Raw genomic sequence first — 23,932 nt, forward strand, 5'->3', positions numbered from 1 at the left:
ATCAGGCCGCCGGCCGAACCGGCGCGGCCCCGCCCAGCGCGGCTCCCGGGGCGTTGACATGCCGATGGTTCATCAGGCCGATCAGCCGCCCCAGCATCTCCGGCAGGGCGGGGCGCTTGACCACCATGTCGATCATGCCGTGATCCAGCAGGTATTCCGCACGCTGGAAGCCCTCGGGCAGTTTCTCGCGCACCGTGTCCTCGATCACCCGCTGGCCGGCGAAACCGATCAGGGCGTTGGGCTCGCTGATCTGGACGTCGCCCAGCATGGCGAACGAAGCGGTGACGCCGCCGGTGGTGGGGTTGGTCAGCACGACGATATAGGGCAGGCCGGCATCCCGCAGCATCTGCACCGCCACCGTGGTGCGCGGCATCTGCATCAGGCTGACCATGCCTTCCTGCATGCGCGCGCCGCCCGATGCGGTGAACACGACCAGCGGCGCCTTCTGCAGGATCGCCAGCCGCGCCGCGGCCAGGAAGGCCTCGCCCAGCGCCGCGCCCATCGTGCCGGCGATGAATTCGAACGCCATCACCGCCACCACGGCGTCGTGCCCGCCGATCCTGCCGTGCGCCACGGCCATGGATTCATCCAGTTGCGACTTGGACCGTTCGTCCTTCAGCCGCTCGGTGTAGCGCTTGCGGTCGCGGAACGACAGCGGATCGACGGGGACCTTGGGCAGTTCGATGCGCGTGAACGTCCCCTCGTCGAACGTCCAGCCGAAGCGCTCGGCCACCGACGCCCGCATGTGATGGCCGCAATGCGGGCAGACATTCATCGCCTTCTGCAGGTCCTTGACCAGGATCATCTGGCTGCAGGATTCGCAGTTGGTCCACAGATTGTCCGGCACTTCGCGCTTGAGCAGACCGCGGATCTTGGGGCGGACGTACTCGGTCAGCCAGCTCATTCCATCTCTCCATGACGCAGGGCGCATGACGGCCCCGGAAACCTGCCTCCTTACAAGCTGGTGCCGGGAAATGCCAGAACCAGCTTGTGCGGGGGCCTTCGGTTCAGGTGCGGGCGTTTCGTACCGCCCGCCCCAGGGCTTCGAGCTGCGCGAGCACGCGCTTCAGCGTGTCCGGTCCGGCGCGGCCCTCGGCGTCCAGCGAGTCCTCCAGCGTGGCGATCAGCGCCGACGCCACCACGGCCGCGTCGGCGACGCGTACGGCGGCCGCCGCCTGTTCGGGCGTGCGGATGCCGAAGCCGATGGCCACCGGCAGGTCGGTCGCGGCCCGCAGGCGCGGCAGCGCCTGGGCCAGTTCGTCGGCGCTGGCGGTGCGCGTGCCAGTCACCCCGGTGATGCTGACGTAATAGATGAAGCCCGAGGCATGGCGGCAGACCAGCGGCAGGCGCGTATCGTCGGTGGTGGGCGCCACCAGCCGGATGATGTCCAGCCCGTGGTCCGCCGCCGGGCCTTCCAGCAGGTCGGCCTCCTCGGGCGGCAGGTCGACGACGATCAGCCCGTCCACCCCAGCCCGGGCGGCATCGGCGCAGAAGCGCGCGGGCCCATAGGCCTCGATCGGGTTCAGGTAGCCCATCAGCACGATCGGCGTGTCGGCATCGCCCTCGCGGAAGCGGGTGACCATCTCCAGCACGCGCGCCATGGTGGCGCCGGCCGCCAGCCCGCGCCGGGCGGCGGCCTGGATGGTGGGGCCGTCGGCGCTGGGGTCGCTGAAGGGCACGCCGATCTCGATCAGGTCGGCCCCGGCCCCGGGCATGGCACGCAGCAGCGCCAGCGAGGTCTCGTAATCCGGATCGCAGGCCTGCAGGTAGGGAATCAGGGCGCCACGGTCCTGCGCCTTCAGGGCCGCGAAACGGCGGGCGATGCGGCTCACAATGTCACTCCCAGATGTGCTGCGACGGTGAAGATGTCCTTGTCCCCCCGGCCGGAGACGTTCAGGACGACCAGAGTCTCCGGGTCCAGGGTGGGCGCGATCTTCGCCACATGCGCCAGCCCGTGCGCACATTCCAGGGCCGGGATGATGCCTTCGGTCCGGGTGCAGAGCTGGAAGGCCGCCAGGGCCTCGTCATCCGTGGCGCCCACATATTCGGCCCGGCCGATATCGTTCAGCCAGGAATGTTCCGGGCCGATGCCGGGATAATCCAGCCCGGCGCTGATCGAATGGGCCTCGTCGATCTGGCCGTCCGCGTCCTGCAGCAGATAGGTGCGGTTGCCGTGCAGCACGCCCGGCCGCCCGCGCAGGATCGAGGCCGCCGTCTCGCCGCTGTCCAGCCCCCGCCCGGCGGCCTCGACGCCGATCAGGCGCACCGAAGGATCGTCCAGGAACGGGTGGAAGATGCCCATGGCGTTCGAACCGCCGCCGATGGCCGCGACGATGATATCCGGCAGCCGTCCCTCGGCCTCCTGCATCTGCACCTTCGTCTCCTCGCCGATCACCGACTGGAAATCGCGGACCATCTGCGGATAGGGGTGCGGGCCGGCCACCGTGCCGACCAGGAAATAGGTGTCGCGGACATTGGTCACCCAGTCGCGCATCGCCTCGTTCATCGCGTCCTTCAGCGTGCCGGCACCCGACGTCACGGGCACGACCTCGGCGCCCAGCAGGCGCATGCGGAACACGTTGGGCTTCTGCCGCTCGACGTCGGTGGCGCCCATGTAGATCACGCATTTCAGGCCGAACAGCGCGCAGACCGTGGCGGTGGCGACGCCGTGCTGGCCCGCCCCGGTTTCGGCGACGATGCGGGTGCGGCCCATGCGGCGCGCCAGCAGGATCTGCCCCATGACGTTGTTGAGCTTGTGCGAACCGGTATGGTTCAGCTCCTCGCGCTTCATGTAGATCTTCGCCCCGCCCAGTTCCCGGGTCAGGCGGCGGGCGAACCACAGCGGGCTGGGGCGGCCCACGTAATCCTTCAGGTAGTAATCCAGCTCGCGGCGGAAGGCCGGATCGGCCTTGGCCTGCGCGTAGGCGGCATCCAGCTCCAGCACCAGCGGCATCAGGGTCTCGGCCACGAACTGGCCGCCGAAGATGCCGAACCGGCCGCGCAGGTCCGGGCCGGCGCGCAGGCTGTTGGCCCCGGGCGGCAGGAATCTGTCTGTTGCGCTCACGTCAGTTCTCCAGAACCCTTGGATGCAGGATGTCGGGTGTTCTGGACCGCATGGCGCAAAATTACCAGACTCCTCTTGCCCCGCGCCTGCGGGCGCGGCCGGATTTGACAGGCCGCACAACCCACCCGATACGGAATGCACGCTGCAGCCTCTTAAGGATGACGGACAGCATGTTTCTCGCCCACCGGCCCGGCAAGCCGGCCCAGGCCGTCACCGGCGATGCCGATATTGCCGGCGCTCCCTGGCTGGACCTTGTGGACCCCACGCCCGCCGAGCAGGCCCTGGCCGCGAGGCTGACCGCCCAGCGCATCCCGACCCGCGAGGACCTGGAGGAAATCGAAAGTTCCTCGCGCCTGTTCATGGAAGACGACGCCGTCTATCTCTCCACCCCGCTGGTCCGGCGCATGCAGGACGATTTCTTCATCTCGCCGGTGGGCTTCGTGCTGAAGCGCAACCGGCTGCTGACGGTGCGGTTCACGGCATTTTCCGCGTTCGACGTGGTCGCGAAGCAGATCGCCGGCCGCACCGACGCCCTCAGCGGGGACGAAGTGTCGGTCCTGCTGATGGAGGCGGTGGTGGACCGCCTGGCCGATATCCTGGAACATCTGGGCCAGGCGCTGGATACCCTCTCGCGCGAGGTGTTCCAGTCCGACCAGCCGCGCCGCGCCGTGCAGGCCGACCGGACGCTGCGTTCGCTGCTGCAGCGGGTGGGGCGCTCGGGGGACCTGGCCTCGTCCGTGCGGGACAGCCTGCTGGGCATGGAGCGGATCGCGATCTTCGTCAGCGAGAACAAGAAGCACGACCTGTCGGAACGGCTGCGCGGGCGGCTGGCCACAGTGGCGCGCGATATCGGGTCGCTGAACGATTTCGTGTCCCAGACCTCGAACAAGGTGCAGTTCCTGCTGGACGCCACGCTGGGCTTCATCAGTATCGAGCAGAATAACGGCATGAAGATCCTGACCGTCGTCAGCTTCATCGGCGTGGCGCCGACCCTGGTCGCGGGGATCTACGGCATGAATTTCCACGATATTCCCGAACTGAACTGGCGGTACGGCTACTGGTATTCGCTGGCGCTGATGGCCGCGACGATCGTGCTGCCGCTGCTGTGGTTCTGGCACCGGGGCTGGCTGAACAGGGGACGATGACGGGACGGCCTTGACCTTTTCCGGCGGCATCCCTATCGTAACGCGCACCGCTGACGGGCCTCGTCCGTCACGCGCCCCCTCCGTGCTGGAACGATGTTGGCCGGTTTCCGGTTTGCCCGGTCTGAATGGCACCCGGTCTTTCGGCAAGCGCCTCATGCGCCAAGTGCCTGGTCAACCTGTTCCCTCCCCCATGTGACCTGCCCATTCAAGGCATCGTGAATGCATCTCGCCGAACTCAAGGCCAAAACCCCCGCGGACCTTCTGGCGTACGCCGAAAGCCTGCAGATCGAGAACGCGTCGTCCCTGCGCAAGCAGGACATGATGTTCGCCATCCTCAAGACCCTCGCCGACAATGATCAGGCGATCCATGGCGAGGGAACGCTGGAAATCCTGCCCGACGGGTTCGGCTTCCTGCGCTCGCCCGAGGCCAATTACCTGCCCGGGCCGGACGATATCTATATCTCGCCCAGCCAGGTGCGGCGCTTCGGCCTGCGCACCGGCGACACGGTCGAGGGCCAGATCCGCGCCCCGCGCGACGGCGAGCGCTATTTCGCGCTGCTGAAGGTCAACACGATCAATTTCGAGCCGCCCGAGGCCGTCCGTCACCGGATCAATTTCGACAACCTGACGCCCCTCTACCCCGAGCGCCGGCTGAAGATGGAAGTCGAGGCCAACGCCGTGGGCGGCGAGCCCGAGAAGGTCGAGAAGGGCAAGGGCGCCAAGTCCCAGCCCAAGGATTTCACCCCCCGCGTGATCGACCTGGTCTCGCCGATCGGCATGGGGCAGCGCGCGCTGATCGTCGCCCCGCCGCGCACCGGCAAGACCGTGATGCTGCAGAGCATCGCCTCGTCGATTTCCGCCAACCACCCCGAAGTCTTCCTGATCGTCCTGCTGATCGACGAGCGCCCGGAAGAAGTCACCGACATGGCCCGCTCCGTCCGGGGCGAGGTCGTGTCCTCGACCTTCGACGAGCCGGCGACCCGCCACGTCCAGGTGACGGAAATGGTGCTGGAGAAGGCCAAGCGGCTGGTCGAGCATAAGCGCGACGTCGTCATCCTGCTGGATTCCATCACCCGCCTGGCCCGCGCCTACAACACCGTGGTGCCGTCATCGGGCAAGGTGCTGACCGGCGGCGTGGATGCCAATGCCCTGCAACGCCCCAAGCGCTTCTTCGGCGCCGCGCGCAATATCGAGGAAGGCGGATCGCTGACCATCATCGCCACCGCGCTGATCGATACCGGCAGCCGCATGGACGAGGTGATTTTCGAGGAATTCAAGGGCACCGGCAACTCGGAACTCATCCTCGACCGCAAGCTGGCCGACAAGCGCACCTTCCCGGCGATCGACATCACCAAGAGCGGCACCCGCAAGGAAGAATTGCTGGTCGAACGCTCCGAACTGTCGAAGATGTGGGTCCTGCGCCGCATCCTGGCGCCGATGGGCACGATGGACGCGATGGACTTTCTGCTGGACAAGCTGAAATACAGCAAGACCAACCGGGATTTCTTCGACGCGATGAATACCTGACAGAAGGGAGCGTGATCGGGCGGAAACGCCTGGTCACGTTCTTTTTTGAAAAAAAGAACCAAAAAACTTCTGATCTATTCAGAAATTTTGTGCCGAGTACATACGGCGGACCAAACGAATAAAAGTCTTTTTGCTTCTTTTTCTTCAGAAAAAGAAGACTCTTACTTCCTTACAAACGTCCAATACAAAGGCTGCCGCCCCGCAAGCAGCGCCTTGGCCTCATAGCGCGTCGGCGGCCACCCTTCGGGCCGGACGGTGGCGGGCGGTGCGGTGGCGAACAGATCCTGCGCGCCCATCACCTCGCTCACCCAGGTCTGATAGGTCGGGTCGTCGCTGGCAACACGCCAGATGGCGCCGGGCTTCAACACGCGGGCGACCAGCGCGATCGTCGCGGGATGGACGAAGCGGCGCTTGGCATGCCGGGCCTTGGGCCACGGGTCGGGAAACATCAGGAACATCCGGTCGATCGACCGTTCGGGCAGGGCGCGCAGCAGGATGCGCGCATCCTCGTCCCATATCCGCAGCAGGTCGGGCACCGGGGCGGTACCCTCCTGCCCGTCGGGCACCAGGCGCGACAGCAGCGAGCACAGCCCGTTTTCGAAGACTTCGCTGGCGATATAACCCACGTCGGGATGGGCCGCGTGCTGGGCCAGCGAATGCTCGCCACCGCCGAACCCGACCTCCAGCCAGATTTCGGACGGCACGCGGCCGAAACCGCGTGCCGGGTCATCCAGAACCGACGGGTCCAGCCGCAGTCGCGGCAGCGTCAGGTCCAGCAGGCGCTGCTGGCGCGGGCGCAGCGGATGGCCGCGCTGACGGCCATACAGCCGGTCAGGCGAAGCCTTGACCCCCGATACCGTACCGTCAGGTGCCTGCGGGACCGTCATACGACCTTGGCTGCCGCGATCAGCGGTTGAACGCGCCGCGCAGCGCGTCCACCAGGTCGGTCTTCTCCCACGTGAAATTGTCGCGGGCTTCATCCGGCGTGCGGCCGAAATGGCCATAGGCCGAGGTCTCGGTATAGATCGGACGGTTCAGGCGCAGATGCTGGCGGATGCCGCGCGGCGTCAGGTTCATGACTTCGCGCAGGACGCTGCCCAGCTTCGCCTCGTCCACGTCCTTGCCGGTGCCGTCCAGGTCCACATAGACCGACAGCGGATGCGACACGCCGATGGCGTAGGAGATCTGCAGCGTACAGCGATCGGCCAGGCCGGCCGCAACCACGTTCTTGGCTAGGTAGCGGCAGGCATAGGCCGCCGAACGGTCGACCTTGGTCGGGTCCTTGCCCGAGAATGCGCCGCCGCCATGCGGGGCCGCGCCGCCGTAGGTGTCGACGATGATCTTGCGCCCGGTCAGACCGCAATCGCCGTCCGGACCGCCGATGACGAACACGCCGGTCGGGTTGGCGTAGAATTCGTCTTCCGGGCACATCCAGCCTTCGGGCAGCACGTCCTGCACCACGTCGCGCAGGGCCTCGCGGATCGCGGCCTGGCTGGCGCCCTCGTCGTGCTGGGTGGAAATGACGACCGAGGTCGCGCCGACCGGGCGGCCGTCGACATAGCGCAGCGTGACCTGGCTCTTGGCGTCGGGCTGCAGCATGGCCACGCGCGCGTCGCCCGCTTTGCGCAGGTCGCGGATGCGATGCAGGATGCCGTGGGCATAGAACAGCGGCGCGGGCATCAGCGTTTCGGTCTCGCGCGTCGCGAAGCCGAACATGATGCCCTGGTCGCCCGCACCCTCGTCCTTCTCGCCGGCGCTGTCGACGCCGACGGCGATATCGGCGGACTGCGCGTGCAGGTAGGATTCGATCTGGGCGTTCTTCCACGAGAAGCCGGCCTGGTCATAGCCGATGTCGCGGATCGCGGCGCGCGCGCCCTCGATCAGCGCCTCGGGGGTGACGGAGGACGGGCCGCGAACTTCGCCCGCCAGGACCACGCGGTTCGTCGTCACCAGTGTTTCGCAGGCGACGCGGGATTCACCATCGGCCGCCAGGTAGGCGTCCAGGACCGTATCGCTGATCCGGTCGGCAACCTTGTCGGGGTGGCCTTCGGATACCGATTCCGACGTGAACAGAAAATCGCCTTTGTTACGCATGATGGTCCTGTCTATCTCGAACGAAGGAAAGGGTGACGCCGCCACGCATGCGCGGTCCGGGCGGGTCCGTTTGACCCAATACCCCCAGAGCGTCAAGTATTTTCACGGGATACCACAGTCCCGCTGGGGAGATTGCGAGGCAGCCGGCGGGGACGCGGCAAGCGCCGTCAATCCAGCCCCAGTACATCTTCCATGTCATACAGACCCGACGCCTGTCCGCGCAGCCACAGCGCCGCCCGCACCGCGCCGGTGGCATAGATGCGGCGGTCGAACGACCGGTGGGTCAGGGCGATCTGCTCGGTGGCCGAGGTGAAGGACACCGTATGCTCGCCCACGATCTGGCCGCCGCGCAGCACGGCGAAGCCGATCGCGTCGGCGCGGCGCGGGCCGGTATGGCCGGTGCGTCCGTCCTCGATATGGCTGGCCAGGTCGATGCCGCGCCCGTCGGCCACCGCCTGGCCGATCGCCAGCGCCGTGCCGGATGGCGCATCGACCTTCTGCCGGTGATGCATTTCCAGGATTTCGGCATCGTACGTGGCCGAGGGCAGGGCGGCCGCCATCTGCCGGGCCAGGCGCGTGACCAGCGTGACGCCGGGGGAATAGTTCGCCGCATGCACCACGGGAATGCGGCCGGCCGCCGTACGGACGGCCTCCAGGTCTGCGGCCGACAGGCCGGTGGTGCCCAGCACCCACGCCACCCCGGCCCGGGCCAGGATATCAGCGTGGGTCCGCACCGTCGCGGCATGGGTGAAATCGATCACCACGTCGCAGCGCGGGGCCAGTGCGTCCAGGGTGGCAAAGACATCGGATGCCGGCGCGGCGTCGCGCGCCGTGCCACCGGACAGGATGCCGCCGCCGGTCGTCACTTCCTCGCGCAGCAGGCGGCCGACCCGCCCGTTGATGCCGGCGATGCCGATCCGTACGCCCTGTGTCGTCATGTCATGGCCCCTGAAACGGGTGGCGGCGCGACCGGGGGATCGCGCCGCCTGGAATATCCACGGTGCGAGTGGGGGGATCACCATGGATAGTCGTTTTCTATCCCTAACCCCGGCCCCTTTCAACAGCGGCCGGGAGCCGAGCCCCTTAGAGTTTTCCCTCGAAGAAATCCCGGACCTTGCTGAAGAACCCGGTGCTCTCGGGGTTGGCGCGCTCGTGGTCGCCGGCCTCGGCTTCGAACTCTTCCAGCAGCTCGCGCTGGCGCTTGGTCAGGTGGCGCGGCGTCTCGACGGACACCTGGATATACATATCTCCCCGCGCCGAGGACCGCAGGACCGAGAACCCCTTGCCGCGCAGGCGGAAATTCTCGCCGGTCTGGGTACCGGCCGGGACCTTGACCTTGGTGCGGGACCCGTCGACGACCGGGACCTCGATCTCGGTGCCCAGCGCGGCCAGGCTCATGCGCAGGGGCACGCGGCAATAGATGTTCGCGCCGTCGCGCTGGAAGATCGGGTGGGGCTCGACCGCGACATGGATATACAGGTCGCCCGGTGCCGCGCCCTTGCCCCCGGCCTCGCCCTCGCCGGACAGGCGGATGCGCGTGCCGTCCTCGACCCCGGCCGGGATCGCGACTTCCAGCGTGCGCTCGCGCTCGACAGTGCCGGCGCCGTGGCAGGCGGCGCAGGGGTTGCGCACCACCTTGCCCGCGCCATGGCAGGTCGGGCAGGCGCGCTCGACCAGGAAGAAGCCCTGCTGCGCGCGGACCTTGCCCGCGCCGTGACAGGTCGGGCAGGTCTCAGCCCCCTGGTCACGGTCGGCCGATCCGGTGCCCTCGCAGGATTCGCAGGTCACGCGGGTGGGCACGGTGATCGGCTTCTTGACGCCGGTGAACGCCTCGGTGAAGGAAATCGACACCTGGATCTGGATGTCGCTGCCCGACCGGCGGCCGCCGCGCCGGCCGCCCATCATGTCGCCGAACATCTGTTCGAAGATGTCGCCCAGGCCGCCGCCGAAATCGAACCCGCCGGCGCCGGGGCCCCCGCCCTCGAATGCCGCATGGCCGAACCGGTCATAGGCCGCGCGCTTCTGTTCGTCCTTCAGGATGTCGTAGGCCTCGTTGATCTCCTTGAACCGCGCCTCGGCCGAGGCATCGCCGGGGTTGCGGTCGGGATGGTACTGCATGGCCAGCCTGCGATACGCCTTCTTCAGCTCGTCCCCGTTCGCATCGCGGGTGACTTCGAGTACGGCGTAGTAATCAAGCTTGGTGGCCATCGTGGTCCTCACTGGCGGGGCCGTGCCGGAGCGGTCGCTCCGGCATCGGGGCCGTCATGGGGCGACGCCCATGGCGGTGCGGCAGCCCAGTCATTTATGGAAAAGCGCCCGCCTTCGCAGAAGGGGGCGCCATCGGTCGGTAGAAGCGGCGCCGGCCGCGGGGCCGGCGCCTTGGCGATACCGTCGGCCGATCAGGCCGACTTCTTGTCGTCCACGTCCTCGAAATCGGCGTCCACGACCTTCTCGCCGTTCGGGCCGGTGGCGCCGGCACCCGGGGCACCGGCACCCGCCGCGCCCTCGGCCTGACCGGCCTTGTAGACGGCCTCGCCGATCTTCATCGCCGCCTGCGACAGGGTCTCGGACGCGCTCTTCAGCGCGGCCGCGTCACTGCCTTCCAGCGCCGTGCGGACAGCGGCGATCGCGGCCTCGGCTTCGGCCTTGTCGGACGCCGGAACCTTGTCGCCCGCCTCGGCCAGCGACTTCTCGACCTGGTGCGCCAGGCTTTCGGCCTGGTTGCGGGCCTCGACCAGTTCCTTCTTGGCCTTGTCGGCCGTGGCGTTCGCCTCGGCGTCCTTGACCATCTTCTCGATGTCGGACTCGGACAGGCCGCCCGACGCCTGGATCTTGATCTGCTGTTCCTTGTTGGTCGCCTTGTCCTTGGCCGACACCGACACGATGCCGTTGGCGTCGATGTCGAACGTCACCTCGATCTGCGGCACGCCGCGCGGGGCGGGGGCGATGCCGGTCAGGTCGAAATTGCCCAGCAGCTTGTTGTCCGCCGCCATCTCGCGCTCGCCCTGGAACACCTTGATGGTCACGGCGCCCTGGTTGTCCTCGGCGGTCGAGAAGGTCTGGCTCTTCTTGGTCGGGATCGTGGTGTTGCGGTCGATCAGGCGGGTGAACACGCCACCCAGCGTCTCGATGCCCAGCGACAGCGGCGTCACGTCCAGCAGCAGGACGTCCTTGACGTCACCCTTCAGCACCGCGCCCTGCACCGCGGCGCCGATCGCCACGACCTCGTCGGGGTTCACGTTGCGGGCCGGCTCCTTGCCGAAGAACTGCTTCACCGCCTCGATGACCTTGGGCATGCGGGTCATGCCGCCGACCAGGATCACCTCATCGATTTCCGCCGCCGAGACCGACGCGTCCTTCAGGGCGGCGCGGCAGGGCTCCATCGTGCGCTGGATCAGGTCGTCGACCAGGCTTTCCAGCTTCGCGCGGCTCAGCTTCAGCACCAGATGCTTCGGGCCCGAGGCGTCGGCGGTGATGAAGGGCAGGTTGATCTCGGTCTCCTTCGAGGAGGACAGCTCGATCTTCGCCTTTTCCGCCGCTTCCTTCAGGCGCTGCAGCGCCAGCTTGTCGGCGCGCAGGTCGATGCCCTGCTCGCGCTTGAACTCGTCGGCCAGATAGCTGATGACCCGCGCGTCGAAATCCTCGCCGCCCAGGAACGTGTCGCCGTTGGTGGACTTCACCTCGATCACGCCGTCCGAGATCTCCAGGATCGACACGTCGAACGTGCCGCCGCCCAGGTCATAGACCGCGATGGTGCCGCCGTTCTTCTTCTGCAGGCCATAGGCCAGGGCCGCGGCCGTCGGCTCGTTGATGATGCGCAGGACTTCCAGGCCGGCGATGCGGCCGGCATCCTTGGTCGCCTGGCGCTGCGCGTCGTTGAAGTAGGCCGGAACCGTGATGACGGCCTGCGACACCGGCTCGCCCAGATAGGCCTCGGCGGTTTCCTTCATCTTGCCCAGCACGAAGGCGGCGATCTGCGACGGCGCGTATTTCTTGCCCTGCGCCTCGACCCACGCGTCGCCGTTGTCACCCGCGACGATCGAATAGGGGACCAGCGCCTTGTCCTTGGTCACCGTCGGGTCGTCATAGCGACGGCCGATCAGGCGCTTGACGGCATACAGCGTGTTGGCGGGGTTGGTGACGGCCTGGCGCTTGGCGGACTGGCCGACCAGCATTTCGCCGTTGTCGGCGAAGGCGACCATCGACGGGGTCGTGCGCGCGCCTTCGCTGTTCTCGATGACGCGGGTTTCGTCCCCTTCGCGGATGGCGACGCACGAGTTGGTCGTGCCGAGGTCGATACCGATAACCTTGCTCATATATCTTCTCCTGTCAGCGGTCCGGACCGGCCCGAAGCACCGGAAGGGACCCTAGAACTCTTGTCGTTCTGGCGGGTCGCGCGGACTGTTTCACCACATCCGCCCACATCGCCGAACCTGTTTCGCATGTATTCAGCCCCGGCGTTCGTTTCAAGGGGCCATCCTGCGGAACAGGGGCGGGCGGGCACGTTCCGGCGGTCGCCGGGTCAGCCGTCGGCCTTGTTGCCGTATGTCGGGTCGCTGTACGTCCCGGATTCCGTTGCCTGGGCGGCGGCCGGCTGGGTCCCTGCCGCCGCGCCCTTGGACACGACGACCATCGCGGGCTTCAGCAGGCGGCCATGCAGCGTCCAGGCGGGCGTCCAGGCCTGGATCACGGTGCCGTGGGGGTGTTCGTCGCTATGCTGCTCGGCCATCGCCTGGTGGTGGTTGGCGTCGAACGGCGTGCCGGCCGGGTCGGCGGCGGAAATGCCATGGCGTTCCAGGATGCCCATGAACGAACGCTCGGTGCTCTCGATCCCCTCGCGCATGCGGGCGATCAGCCTGTCCTCGCCTTCGGTCGCGTGCGGCAGGCTGGCCAGCGCGCGCTTCAGGTTCTCGGCGGCCTCGACCACGTCGCGGGCGAATTTCTGCGTCGCATATTGCCGCGCGTCCTCCAGCTCGCGCTTGGTGCGCGTGCGCAGGTTCTGCATCTCGGCTTCCGAGCGCAGCCATTTCTCGCGCATTTCCTCCAGCGCGGCTTCCAGCTCCTGGATGCGCGGGTGGCCGGCACCGGCCGGATCACTCGCCCCGGCGTGGGCCGTATCCTGGTCGTGGCCGGACGACGGGCCGGGAGGGGACATGCCGGCCTCTCCGCTCGGAGAGTCGGCGACGGGGGTGGGGTCTGTATCGTGGCTCATGCCCTTTGAAGTAGGTGAGCGCGCGCCGTTGGACAAGGCGTCACGGCCATCGCCGATATGACGTTTGTGCGGGTTTCCCCCGCCATGCGGGTGGAACGGGACGCGGTCCCGGCCGGAACATGGATGGATGGTCATGGGCTGCGGCCATGACAGCGTGATCCGGCTGGCGCTATGCTGGGGCGAAGGCCGCCCCCGGCCAGGCAAGGAGCGAGAAACGCCGCGATGGAGCCGACGAAACATACGATCGCCCTGGTGGATGACGACCGGAATATCCTGACGTCGGTCCAGATGACGCTGGAGGCCGAGGGCTTCAACGTCCGCACCTATACCGACGGCGAAAGCGCGCTGCACGGATTGATGACCCGCCCGGTCGACCTGGCGGTGCTGGACATCAAGATGCCGCGCATGGACGGGATGGAACTGCTGCAGCGCCTGCGCACCCGCTCGCACCTGCCGGTCATCTTCCTGTCCTCGAAGGACGAGGAGGTGGACCAGTTGATGGGCCTGCGCCTGGGCGCGGACGATTACATCACCAAGCCGTTCTCGCAGCGGCTGCTGCTGGAGCGCATCCGCGCCCTGCTGCGCCGGAACGAGGCCACCCGGGGCGAGCCGGGCGGTCAGGCGGCCGCCGGCAGCCTGGTGCGCGGCGACCTGTCGCTGGACGAAACCCGCCACCAGTGCCTGTGGCGCGGCAAGGACATCCAGCTGACGGTCACGGAATTCCTGCTGGTCAAGGCGCTGGCGGCGCGGCCGGGCCTGGTCAAGTCCCGCGACCAGCTGATCGATGCTGCCTATGGCGAGAATATCTATGTCGATGACCGCACCATCGACAGCCACATCAAGCGCGTGCGCAAGAAGTTCCGCCAGGTGGACGACGATTTCAACCAGATCGAGACGCTGTACGGGATCGGCTACCGCTACAAGGAGGAATAAGGTTGCGCATCGGCAACAGGGTCCTGCCCCTGCCCGATCCTGTTGCCTGGGTTCGCGGACTGCTGGCGCCGGCTGCCGAAATCCGCACCCACGACGCGGCGTCGGCCTATCACGAATACCGCACGCGCCTCGTCTCGCCGCTGATGCGGCGGATTTTGCTGGTCAACGCCCTGCCGCTGATGCTGCTGGCCCTGACGCTGCTGTATCTGAACCAGTTCCAGAACAGCCTGCTGGAGGCCGAGGTCACCGCCCTGCGCGAACAGGCGCGCATCTATGCCGGCGCGCTGGGGCAGAGCGCCGTGGTGTCCGGCCGGGGCAGCGACCCGATCCTGGACGCCCCGCTGGCGCGGCCGCTGCTGCTGCGCCTGACCGAGCCCAGCCCCGCCGCCCATGCCCGCCTGTTCGCACCCGACGGCCAGCTTGTGGCCGACAGCCGGGTGGAACAGGCCGCGGTCCTGCATCGCGGCACGCGCGGACAGATCGAAAGCCAGCCCCTGCCCTCGCCCGTCGCGGCCGATGACGGCGACGACCGCGCCGCCGGGGCCATGGCGAATGCCGGCTTCGCCGAACGGTTCTATGACCGCCTGCTGTCGCTGCTGCCGACGCTGTCGGGTGCGCGGATCGTGACGCTGGATACGCCGGATACCGATCCCAGCGTCCAGCCGGTCATGGGGGCCGACGGGCAGTCGACGCCGGAAATGCCCCCCTATATCCGCCGGACCGCCAACCGCCACCTGATCGTCACGGTGGCCGAACCGGTGATGCATGACGGGCAGACCATCGGCATCATCCAGTTGACGCGCCAGGCCCGCGATGTCGATCGCTCGCTGTTCGCGGTGCGCTCGTCGATCCTGTCGCTGGTGCTGATCGCGCTGGCCATCACCGTGCTGCTGTCGTGGTACCTGTCGCTGACCATCGCGCGGCCGCTGCTGCGGCTGGCGGCGTCGGCCCACGTCATCCGCGAATCCCACGGCCGGTCCGACACGGTGCCGCCGCGCCTGCTGGCACGGCGCGACGAAATCGGCGAGGTCGCGCGCGCCCTGCAGGACAGCGCCCGCGCCCTGTGGGCGCGCATGGATGCGATCGAGCGGTTCGCCGCCGATGTCAGCCACGAGATCAAGAACCCGCTGTCGTCCATCCGCTCGGCGATCGAAACCCTGGTGCGGATCGAGGATTTGAACCGCCAGCGGCGGCTGCTGTCCATCATCAATGACGACGTGCGCCGGCTGGACCGGCTGATCACCGACATTTCGGACGCCAGCCGTGTCGATGCCGAACTGTCGCGGACGCGCACCGAACCGGTGGGGGTGGTGCCGATCCTGTCGGTGCTGGCGGAAATCCATCAGGCCACGCGCGCACCCGGCCAGCCGATCCTGGCGATCAGCGTCACGGCCGCCGACCGGTCGCTGACGGTGCAGGCGGTCGAGGACCGTCTGGTCCAGGTGCTGCGCAACCTGATCGGCAACGCGATCTCGTTCTCGCCGCCCGACGGGCGCATCACGCTCAGCGCCGTGCCCGCCGCCGGGGGCATGGTGGACATCGCGGTGGCGGACGAGGGCCCGGGCATTCCCGCCGCCAAGCTGAACAGCATCTTCGACCGTTTCTATTCCGAACGGCCGACCACCGAGAATTTCGGCCAGCATTCCGGGCTGGGCCTGTCCATCAGCCGCCAGATCGTCGAGGCCCTGAAGGGTACCATCCGCGCCGAAAACAGGGTGGGAACGGACGGCCGCGTGGTGGGTGCGCGCTTTGTGGTGACGCTGCCGCGCGTCGTGGGGTAAAGACCCCGAATGTCCCCGCACACAGCCCCCAAATGAACAGAAGTCTGTCGGTTCTTTTTTTCAGGAAAGAACGAATCTCCTGCGCAACGCGTCAGATGATGGCTGGAGCCTCCGCCATAGTGCTGGCTTGCGCGCCCGCCTTGGCCGACCCCGCGAAGCCGGACACCAAGGCGACGGCCAAACCCGCGCCGCGCAAGGCCCTGCCCGCGCCGGAACTGATCGAGGCCAGCGGCATCCGCCGCGCCTTCACCCACGCCAGCGCCCAGCATCTGCCGGATCCAGCATCTGCCGGATTCCGACACGCGGGTATCCGCCGAGCGGCTGACCGAGCGGGGGGTGGTGGACCTGCGCGGCCTGGAATATGTGGCGCCGAACCTGACGGTGCAGAGCATCAACGGCACGGCCTCGACCAATTTCTACCTGCGCGGCCTGGGCTTCAACGACTTTACCCAGAACAACATGGGCCCGGTCGTGACCTATGTGGACGATGTGGCCTATCCCTATTCGACCATGGCGTCCGGGCTGATGTTCGACATGGCGGACGTGACCGTCACCCCCGGCCCGGTCGGCACCGAGCACGGCCAGTCGACCACCGGCGGCGAGGTGAAGCTGCGCACCAACGACCCGACCGACAGTTTCCATTTCGGCGCCAGCCAGGACATGGCCTCCTACGCCCGCAGCCGCAGCGAGGCCTATGTCTCCGGCCCGATCGCGCGGGGGTTCAGCTTCCGTGTCGCCGCGCAGGTGAACCAGGGCGGCGGCTGGCAGACCGATCCGCTGAATGGCGCCCATCTGGGCGACGCCGATAGCTGGGCCCTGCGCGCCAAGCTGAAATGGACGCCGGATTCCCGCACCACGGTTCTGCTGTCCGGCCACGTGGTGCGTGACGAGAGCGAGGTGGTGGGCGGCGTCCCGATCGCCCGCCTGATCGGCTCCACGCCGATCCCAGCCGTGGGCTGGACGCAGACGGAATGGTCGGCGAAGAACGCCTTCACGAACCTGATCGGGCGCAATGCCGGGCTGAAGCCCAGCGAGGACAACTGGTTCTGGGGCGCCGACCTGCATGTCGCGCATGATTTCGGCCCCGTGACCCTGACCTCGGTCAGCGCCTTCGAGACCGAGCGCGAGGGCGAGTATACCGACCAGGACGCCACCGCCGCCGCCCAGGCGGACGCCTACCGCACGATCGCCGCCAACAGTTTCACGCAGGAACTGCGCCTGTCGAACACGAACGCCCAGGACCGGCTGCAATGGGTGCTGGGTGCCTATTACCAGCGTTCGCGCATGAACCAGAGCTTCTATTTCGACTATACGGACTACCTGCCGGCGCGCGGCTACATGCAGGATTCCAGTTTCGGCCTGAACCAGGAAGCGACCTCGGAATTCGGCCATGTCAGCTACCGCCTGCCGGGGAACGTGACGCTGTTCACCGGGCTTCTGCACGAAATCGACGACCGCGCGATCACCGGGCTGACGTCGCGGATCTATGGCGGCCGCACGCTGGATTTCCACGGCGAGAGCACGGCGGCGGCGCAGTTCGCGGGCCAGGTCGGCGTATCGTGGCAGGCGACGAAGAGCGTCCTGCTCTATTACAAGATGAGCAAGGGCTTCAAACCCGGCGGCTTCACGGCCAACAACACCCAGGTCCAGGCGCAGCTCGCGCCGTTCAAGCCCGAGAGCGTGCTGACCTATGAACTGGGGCTGAAAAGCGACCCGATTCCCAACGTGCTGCGGATCAATGCCGCCGCCTTCTACAACGATTTCCATAACCAGCAGATCCTCGGTACGATCCTGATCCCCGATTACGGGCCGTTGAGCCAACTGACCAATGTGCCGAAATCCGAAAGCTGGGGGTTCGAGGGGACGATCGACCTGCACCCGCTCCGCCATGTGTTCGTCACGCAGAATTTCGGCTGGCAGCGCGGCACGTTCCAGGACTTCCCGACCGTCAATCGCGCCAAGACGAACGCCTATTACGCGCAGCATGGCGTGTGGAAGGCGATCAACGACAATTTCTCGGGCGTGGATAACGGCCAGCCGAAACTGACGCTCAACGGCCAGCTCGACTGGCGCCAGGCCGTCAACCCGCGCTACGCCGTGGAATTCGGGCCCAACTGGGTCTATCGCGGCGCCCAGGCCATGACACCGGGCGGAACGGGGTTCTACCGCCTGCCGCCCTATTTCCTGCTGGGCGCGCATGTGACGCTCCGCCCGGCCTCGGACCGCTGGCAGGTCACGCTCTATGCGTCGAACATCCTGAACCGGCAGTATTACACCTCGGGCGGTCAGGCGACGACGACCTATCTCTATATTCCCGGCGCGCCGCGCTTCATTGGGGGGCGGGTGTCCTGTAACCTTTGACGGGAATGGTTTCTGTTCCTTTTCGGAAGACAGAAGACGATATCAGACCGGGGTATTGCCGAAGCGGCGATAGACCAGCTGCGGCGGGGTGTCCGGCAGGCTGTCCAGGATTTCGGTGATCCGCGCATGGGCCGGTGATCTGGCGCAGACCGGATCGGTCGCCGCCGCGTCGCCCAGCAGGGCCAGCGCCTGGCAGCGGCAGCCGCCCCAGTCCTGCTCGCGCAGGTCGCAGCCGCGACAGGGTTCGGGCATCCAGTCCGTGCCGCGGAACAGGCGGAACAGCGGCGCGTCGGCCCAGATCTCGCCCAGGCCGGCAGCGCGGATGTCGGGCATGGGCACGCCCTTGATCGTCTCGGCGGCATGGCAGGGCAGGACCCGCCCGGCGGGCGAGACATTGACGAAGCGTCGCCCCCACCCGCCCATGCACGGCTTGGGCTGGTCGGCATAGTAATCCGGGGTGACATAATCAATGGCCAGCGCCGGGCCCAGCCGCGCCCGCGCATCCTCGACCGCGCGGGTGGCCTCGTCCAACTGCGCGCGGGTGGGCATCAGGGCGCCCCGGTTTACCAGCCCCCAGCCGTAATATTGCGTATGCGCGATTTCCACCCGCCGGGCGCCCAGCGTCACCGCCAGGTCCAGCATGCGGGGAATGCGCGCGGCATTGCCGCGATGGATGACGAAATTCAGCGTCAGCGGCATGCCGTCCGCCACGACGATGCGCGCGGCGGCCAGCTTCTTCGCCTGCGCGCCTTTCATGCCGCCGATCGTCTCGGCCGGCGCGGCATCGACGTCCTGGAACGAAAGCTGGACATGGTCCAGTCCCGCGTCGGCCAGCGCACGGAACGTCGCTTCGGTCAGCAGAACGCCGGATGTGATCAGGTTGGTATACAGCCCGCGCCCGGCGGCATGACGCACCAGGTCCGGCAGGTCGGCGCGCGCCATCGGCTCGCCGCCCGAAAAATGCACCTGCAGCACGCCCAGTTCCGCCGCCTGGTCCAGGACGCGACGCCACTCGGCGGTCGAAAGCTCGCCCTCGCGCCCATCCAGTGCCAGCGGGTTCGAGCAGTACGGGCATTGCAGCGGACAGCGATGCGTCAGCTCGGCCAGCAGGCTCATCGGCGGGGGAACGGCAGGGCGGGCGGCGGCAGGCATGGCCGTCATGTGGTCAGCACCTGCCGGTCGGTCAACTCGGCGATCAGCGCCAGCACGTCGCGGGCGATGACGGGACGGGGCGCATCGAACCGGGCGGCCAGATCGTCGATGATGGCGGACACCGGCCGCTGCCCGTCCACCAGGCGCAGGATTTCGGTCGCCACCGGATCGGCGATGAAGGCGCGCTCCGGTGCCTGGATCACCCACTGGTCGCGCACCCGGTCATGCTGCAGGCGCGTGCCGCGCATGAAGCGCATCACCGCCTGCTCGGCATTCCGATCCCGGGGGGGCGCGTCGGTCACGCCGGCAGGGGCCGGAAGGCGCCGGGCGGGATGCGCCCGGGCGAGACATAGGCGTAATCCAGCGCATCCAGCATGGACCACAGTACGTCGCATTTGAAGGTCAGCGCGTCCAGCACGGCCTGCTGCTCCTGCACCGTGCGGGCATGGTCGCGGACATAGGCCAGGGCGAAATCGGAATCGCGGGGCGCCTGGGTCAGCCGGGGCTGGAAATAGGCCAGGGTCTCCGGCGTCACGAAATCATAGTGGCGCAGCATGCCCGCCACGCGCTCGCTGATGATGGTGGGCGAGAACAGTTCGGTCAGCGAGGAGGCGATCGCTTCCAGTATCGAGCGGTCGCGCACGAAGTCGACATAGGCGTCGACCGCGAAGCGGGTGGCGGGCAGCAGCCCCTTCAGCGATTCGACTTCGGCACGTTCCAGCCCCAGCCCGTCGGTCAGCTTCAGCCAGCGGGCCACGCCGCCGGTGCCCGGCGCGTCGCCGTCATGGTCCACCAGCCGCCGCCGCCATTCCCGGCGCAGTTCCGCCGTCGGCAGCCGCGCCAGCAGGGTGGCGTCCTTGGCCGGGATGCGGCTCTGGTAATAATAGCGGTTCAGCGCCCAGGCCTGCACCTGCGCGCGGTTCAGCCTGCCGTCATGCAGGGCGCGGTGGAAAGGATGCAGGTTGTGATAGCGCGCGGCACCGATGGCCCGCAACGCCGCCTCCAGTTCGTCCGGGGACAGGGGCGGGGACAGGGGCGAGCCAGTCATGTCGTGATCCTCATGCCGTCGAATGAAACCTCCCACCCCGCCTGGTGCGCGACCTGGCGCTCCGGGCTGTCGGCCAGCAGGAGGGGATTGGAATTGTTGATATGGATCAGCACCTTGCGCCGGACGTCGAGGTCCGCGAACGCATCGATGGTCCCGCCGTCACCGCTGACCGACATATGGCCCATGCGCTGTCCGGTCTTCTGTCCCACGCCGGCGCGCAGCATCTCGTCATCGGTCCACAGCGTGCCGTCGAAGAAGACCAGGTCCGCGCCGCGCAGGCGCGCCCGCAGGGGGCCGGTCATGCGCGCGCAGCCGGGAATGAAATAGGCGTGGCGCACGCCGTCGGTCATCGCCAGCCCGATCGTCTCGCCGTTCTCGACGATGGCGGCGGGATCGGGCCCGCTCTCGGCATAGAGCGGCACCTTGCCCGGAACCGCGAAGGGGGTGATCGTCAGCCCGGCGGGCGTGCCGTCGGGCAGCGCCAGGGCGAAGGGCTGGTCCAGCGCCAGGGGCACGCGCGGGACGATGCTGCGGTCCAGCGCCTCGAAAATCGGATTGGCGTCCAGCAGGTCCAGCACCGGCGGCGTCGCCAGCAGGGTGAAGGGCTGGCGTTCGCGCAGGGTCAGCAGCCCGGTGACGGTATCGACCTCGCCTCCGGTCAGGATCACGCCGGCAATGGGGGTCGAGCGCAGGCCGTGCCTTGGATGCAGCGCCGGGGTCTGGCCGATCTGCGCCCGCAGGTCGGGCGAGGCGTTGACGACGAACCAGTGCGCGCCGTCCCCGCTGACGGCGATCGAAGCCTGGGTGCGGGACGGCGCCGCCGGATCGTCCGCCCGGGCGCGCCGGCATGCCGGGGCGTTGGAATTCCATTGTGGGAAACCGCCGCCCGCCGCGGCGCCGAGAACGATGAGGTCGATCATGGCGGAGAAGTCCAGAGCATATCGCGACGCGGTCGAAGACCCCTCATGGGGTGGACCAAGGGGGAAGGCCCCGCCAGGGAAAAAGCGCCGCCCGCGCGAGGCAGGCGGCGCGATGCGGCTTATTTCTTCTGGCCGCAGACGTAGCTGTTGATTTCCGCGCCCAGCGGAACCTCGGTGATCTTGGGTGCAGTCCAGGCCATCATATCCTCCGTCTTCTGGCTGATGAAGGCGGGAAACCCCGCATTCATCGGAGATCTGAAACCCGTTCGCGGCCGGTTTCAAGCCAAATCGCCGTCATGGGCGAGAGGGCGGGGATTTCCCTCGTCGGTTGCGCGCAACGCGTGGCACCGATGCCGCCGCGACTTGTGCCTTGCGCCCGGGGTGGCGGCGGACTACGCCCAAACCGACGGCGCCGGGACCATCCGGCGACCCGACTGCCGTGGGCGAGACTGGGCCATGCCGCCTGTACCCGATCTGGACGATGCCGACATGTTCGAGGCACATCAGCAGCAGCGCGCGGCCGAGGTCGTGCGTCGCAGCCGCTTCGATCCCCAGACCATCTGCCTGCTGATCCTCACGGTCCTGGCGGTCTTCTACACGCTGTATTTCGCGGCGGCGATCATCCTGCCGATCGTGCTGGCGCTGGTGGTCAACCTGCTGCTGTCGGCGCCGATGCGGGTGCTGCATACGCGGCTGCACCTGCCCAAGACGCTGTCGGCGCTGGTGCTGATCCTGGGCGTGTTCGGGGTGGTGGGCGCGATCGGCACCGCGATCTCGGTACCCGCCGCCGGCTGGATCGCGCGCGCGCCGCAGACCATGGCCGCCCTCCAGACGCACCTGGCCGTCCTGCACCGCCCGATCCAGATGATCCAGGCGGCCAATGACCGGATCGAGAATTTCCTGTCCGTCGTCAGCGGACGGCAAGGGGGCGGTGGCGGCGGTCAGGTGGTGCTGCTGGCGCCCTCGTCGTCGCCGGGCGGCGGGCTGGGCACGTTCGGCTCCAGCGTGCTGCTGGGCACGCGTGCCTTCGTGGGCCAGCTCTTCACCATGATGCTGATGCTGTTCTTCCTGCTGGCGCAGGGCGACAGCCTGCTGCGCCGGTTCGTCGAGATCATGCCGACCTTCGCCGACAAGCGCCGCGCGGTGCAGATCGCCTATCAGATCGAACGCAATGTCTCGCTCTATCTGACCACCATCACGATCATCAACGTGCTGGTCGGCCTGGCGAACATGCTGCAATGCTGGGTGTTCGGCATGCCGAACCCGCTGCTGTGGGGGGTCCTGGCCTTCCTGCTGAACTATATTCCCATCATCGGGCCGCTGACCGGCATCGTGATCTATTTCGTCGTCAGCCTGTTCGTCTTTCCGTCGGCCCTGCAGGCGCTGCTGCCGCCCACGGTGTATCTGTGCATCCACCTGATGGAAGGCGAGACGATCACGCCGATGGTGCTGGCCCGGCGCTTCACCCTCAATCCGGTGCTGGTCATGGGCTCGCTGATGTTCTGGGACTGGCTGTGGGGCGTGTGGGGGGCGTTCCTGTCGGTGCCGATGCTGGCGGTGTTCAAGATCATCTGCGACCATGTCGATGTCCTGACCCCGATCGGCCACGTTGTCGGCGGCCCGACCCGCGCACGCACCGTACAGTCCGCGATCATTCCCCGGCGGGAACAGGAAACCGAATAGCGGAAAGCCGCAGGCGCCCGGACCAGCCGTTCAGAGGCAGCCTCTCAGCTATTGCCGCTGGCCAGGGATTCCAGCCGCTCCATCGCGGTGATGCGCACGGTGTGGCCCTTGCCGATGGTGATCAGGCGTTCGGTGCGCATCCAGCTCAATGTCCGGCTGACGGTCTCGATCGTCAGGCCCAGGTAATCGGCGATGTCCGAACGGGTCATGGGCAGGGGGACGTCCCCGGACGGATTCAGCATGTCGCGCACGCGGTCCAGCAGGAAGCTGGCCACCCGTTCGCGCGCGGTCTTGCGGCCCAGCAGCAGCATCTGGTTCTGCGCCGCCACCAGCTCGTTCGACGCTTCCTCCAGCAGCCTGCGTTCCAGCCGGGGGAAATCGTCCATCAGGTGCCGCATCCGCGCGCGTGAAAACCGGCACAGCCGCACCGTGTCCACCGCCTCGGCCCCGAAGGCGTACTGGTCCGTCACCGCCAGCCCCAGGAAATGCCCGGCACCCGCGAAGCCGGTGATCTGCCGCCGTCCGTCGGGCAGCGCCTTGAACAGCTTCACGTTGCCCGAGGTGATGCTGAAGAAATCGGTCGCGGGGGCGCCTTCCTCGACGAAGGCGCGGCCCGGCAGTACCAGGGTCTCGACCGCCGTTTCCGCCAGCCGGACGATGTCGTCGTCGCTGATGGCACTGCAGACGCTGCGGGGACGGACGCCGCAGGTCAGGCAGTAACCCGGCTGGCGGTGCGCACCGGCCAGGATCAGGCGGCGTGGCCGGGATTCGCGCTCACAGGTAGTCTGGTCAGACATACGTCCGGGTTCCTCCCGGTTCAGGCCCGCCGGGGATGGCGGACTGGTCGTTTCGGCAGACCGGGTCACGGTCCGTCGCAGAAGACTGCAACACAGGATGCGGCCAGAATTGATCTGAATCAATGCTTATTAAGCCGGGGCGGCGCGCGCCGGTACTGGACGCCGTAGGGAAGGGTCGCCGGCTCACCGGACCGGCCGCGCGCTGGCGGAGCCGG

Annotated in this window: 21 protein-coding genes; 6 read left to right on the forward strand and 15 right to left on the reverse strand. The window is 67.7% G+C overall.

Translation table 11 applies throughout. The features are described 5' to 3' along the window. Position 1: 1 nt before the first annotated feature. The 3 genes from accD to trpB form a co-directional block, all read right to left on the reverse strand. A complete protein-coding gene (gene accD / locus GDI_RS05945) occupies positions 2 to 904 on the reverse strand; it encodes an acetyl-CoA carboxylase, carboxyltransferase subunit beta (protein ID WP_012554061.1) in 903 nt (300 codons plus the stop codon). 103 nt (positions 905 to 1,007) lie between these two features. Continuing rightward, a complete protein-coding gene (gene trpA, locus GDI_RS05950) occupies positions 1,008 to 1,832 on the reverse strand; it encodes a tryptophan synthase subunit alpha (protein ID WP_012224417.1) in 825 nt (274 codons plus the stop codon). Continuing rightward, positions 1,829 to 3,064, reverse strand: coding sequence for a tryptophan synthase subunit beta (gene trpB / locus GDI_RS05955; protein ID WP_012224419.1), 1,236 nt, complete (start codon positions 3,062 to 3,064; stop codon positions 1,829 to 1,831). Before trpB ends, trpA begins: the two co-directional genes overlap by 4 nt. Before the next feature lie 170 nt (positions 3,065 to 3,234). Between trpB and GDI_RS05960 the strand changes: the two genes are divergently transcribed. Both GDI_RS05960 and rho read left to right on the forward strand, forming a co-directional pair. Beyond that, complete coding sequence (locus tag GDI_RS05960) at positions 3,235 to 4,209, forward strand: magnesium transporter CorA family protein (protein ID WP_041249710.1); 975 nt, start codon at positions 3,235 to 3,237, stop codon at positions 4,207 to 4,209. A 219-nt stretch (positions 4,210 to 4,428) separates the two neighbouring features. Continuing rightward, positions 4,429 to 5,736 (forward strand): transcription termination factor Rho, encoded by a 1,308-nt coding sequence (rho, locus tag GDI_RS05965; RefSeq protein ID WP_012224423.1) that lies wholly within the window; start codon positions 4,429 to 4,431, stop codon positions 5,734 to 5,736. Positions 5,737 to 5,897: 161 nt separating this feature from the next. Here rho and trmB read toward each other — a convergent pair whose 3' ends face one another. The 6 genes from trmB to GDI_RS05995 form a co-directional block, all read right to left on the reverse strand. After that, the gene (gene trmB / locus GDI_RS05970) at positions 5,898 to 6,623 is read right to left on the reverse strand and encodes a tRNA (guanine(46)-N(7))-methyltransferase TrmB (protein ID WP_012224425.1); all 726 of its coding nucleotides are present in this window, start codon (positions 6,621 to 6,623) and stop codon (positions 5,898 to 5,900) included. Positions 6,624 to 6,642: 19 nt separating this feature from the next. Then, positions 6,643 to 7,830, reverse strand: a complete 1,188-nt coding sequence (gene metK, locus GDI_RS05975) for a methionine adenosyltransferase (RefSeq protein WP_012224427.1) — start codon at positions 7,828 to 7,830, stop codon at positions 6,643 to 6,645. Positions 7,831 to 7,997: 167 nt separating this feature from the next. Further along, the gene (gene dapB, locus GDI_RS05980; RefSeq protein ID WP_012224429.1) at positions 7,998 to 8,768 is read right to left on the reverse strand and encodes a 4-hydroxy-tetrahydrodipicolinate reductase; all 771 of its coding nucleotides are present in this window, start codon (positions 8,766 to 8,768) and stop codon (positions 7,998 to 8,000) included. Between the two features lie 145 nt (positions 8,769 to 8,913). Next, a complete protein-coding gene (gene dnaJ, locus GDI_RS05985; protein ID WP_012224431.1) occupies positions 8,914 to 10,038 on the reverse strand; it encodes a molecular chaperone DnaJ in 1,125 nt (374 codons plus the stop codon). Positions 10,039 to 10,229: 191 nt separating this feature from the next. Then, positions 10,230 to 12,146 carry a molecular chaperone DnaK gene (gene dnaK / locus GDI_RS05990; protein WP_012224433.1) on the reverse strand — a complete coding sequence of 639 codons (1,917 nt, stop codon included), beginning with the start codon at positions 12,144 to 12,146 and terminating at the stop codon, positions 10,230 to 10,232. Positions 12,147 to 12,352: 206 nt separating this feature from the next. Beyond that, the gene (locus GDI_RS05995; RefSeq protein ID WP_012554064.1) at positions 12,353 to 12,985 is read right to left on the reverse strand and encodes a nucleotide exchange factor GrpE; all 633 of its coding nucleotides are present in this window, start codon (positions 12,983 to 12,985) and stop codon (positions 12,353 to 12,355) included. 279 nt (positions 12,986 to 13,264) lie between these two features. Between GDI_RS05995 and GDI_RS06000 the strand changes: the two genes are divergently transcribed. The 3 genes from GDI_RS06000 to GDI_RS06010 all read left to right on the forward strand — a co-directional run bounded on the left by GDI_RS06000 (position 13,265) and on the right by GDI_RS06010 (position 18,117). Further along, positions 13,265 to 13,975 carry a response regulator transcription factor gene (locus GDI_RS06000; protein ID WP_012554065.1) on the forward strand — a complete coding sequence of 237 codons (711 nt, stop codon included), beginning with the start codon at positions 13,265 to 13,267 and terminating at the stop codon, positions 13,973 to 13,975. A gap of 143 nt (positions 13,976 to 14,118) precedes the next feature. After that, positions 14,119 to 15,756, forward strand: a complete 1,638-nt coding sequence (locus GDI_RS06005; RefSeq protein ID WP_231854301.1) for a stimulus-sensing domain-containing protein — start codon at positions 14,119 to 14,121, stop codon at positions 15,754 to 15,756. A gap of 336 nt (positions 15,757 to 16,092) precedes the next feature. Next, a complete protein-coding gene (locus tag GDI_RS06010) occupies positions 16,093 to 18,117 on the forward strand; it encodes a TonB-dependent receptor (protein ID WP_012224440.1) in 2,025 nt (674 codons plus the stop codon). Between the two features lie 42 nt (positions 18,118 to 18,159). On the opposite strand, the gene pqqE is transcribed toward GDI_RS06010, so the two are convergent. The 5 genes from pqqE to pqqA all read right to left on the reverse strand — a co-directional run bounded on the left by pqqE (position 18,160) and on the right by pqqA (position 21,437). After that, positions 18,160 to 19,278 (reverse strand): pyrroloquinoline quinone biosynthesis protein PqqE, encoded by a 1,119-nt coding sequence (gene pqqE / locus GDI_RS06015; protein WP_012554067.1) that lies wholly within the window; start codon positions 19,276 to 19,278, stop codon positions 18,160 to 18,162. Next, entirely contained in the window at positions 19,275 to 19,571 is a 297-nt protein-coding gene (gene pqqD, locus GDI_RS06020; protein ID WP_012224444.1) for a pyrroloquinoline quinone biosynthesis peptide chaperone PqqD, read from the reverse strand. Before pqqD ends, pqqE begins: the two co-directional genes overlap by 4 nt. Continuing rightward, positions 19,568 to 20,317: a pyrroloquinoline-quinone synthase PqqC gene (pqqC, locus tag GDI_RS06025; protein WP_012224446.1), complete on the reverse strand. Its 750-nt coding sequence runs from the start codon at positions 20,315 to 20,317 to the stop codon at positions 19,568 to 19,570. Before pqqC ends, pqqD begins: the two co-directional genes overlap by 4 nt. Continuing rightward, entirely contained in the window at positions 20,314 to 21,237 is a 924-nt protein-coding gene (gene pqqB / locus GDI_RS06030) for a pyrroloquinoline quinone biosynthesis protein PqqB (protein WP_012224449.1), read from the reverse strand. The genes pqqC and pqqB overlap by 4 nt, the downstream gene beginning before the upstream one ends. Before the next feature lie 119 nt (positions 21,238 to 21,356). Then, positions 21,357 to 21,437, reverse strand: a complete 81-nt coding sequence (gene pqqA / locus GDI_RS06035; RefSeq protein ID WP_012224451.1) for a pyrroloquinoline quinone precursor peptide PqqA — start codon at positions 21,435 to 21,437, stop codon at positions 21,357 to 21,359. Positions 21,438 to 21,693: 256 nt separating this feature from the next. Here pqqA and GDI_RS06040 point away from each other — a divergent pair, with 256 nt between their 5' ends. After that, a complete protein-coding gene (locus GDI_RS06040; protein ID WP_012554069.1) occupies positions 21,694 to 22,920 on the forward strand; it encodes an AI-2E family transporter in 1,227 nt (408 codons plus the stop codon). Positions 22,921 to 22,964: 44 nt separating this feature from the next. On the opposite strand, the gene GDI_RS06045 is transcribed toward GDI_RS06040, so the two are convergent. Then, entirely contained in the window at positions 22,965 to 23,717 is a 753-nt protein-coding gene (locus tag GDI_RS06045) for a Crp/Fnr family transcriptional regulator (protein ID WP_012224455.1), read from the reverse strand. Positions 23,718 to 23,932: the final 215 nt, after the last annotated feature.

This window comes from Gluconacetobacter diazotrophicus PA1 5 (genome assembly GCF_000067045.1).
GTDB lineage: Bacteria > Pseudomonadota > Alphaproteobacteria > Acetobacterales > Acetobacteraceae > Gluconacetobacter > Gluconacetobacter diazotrophicus.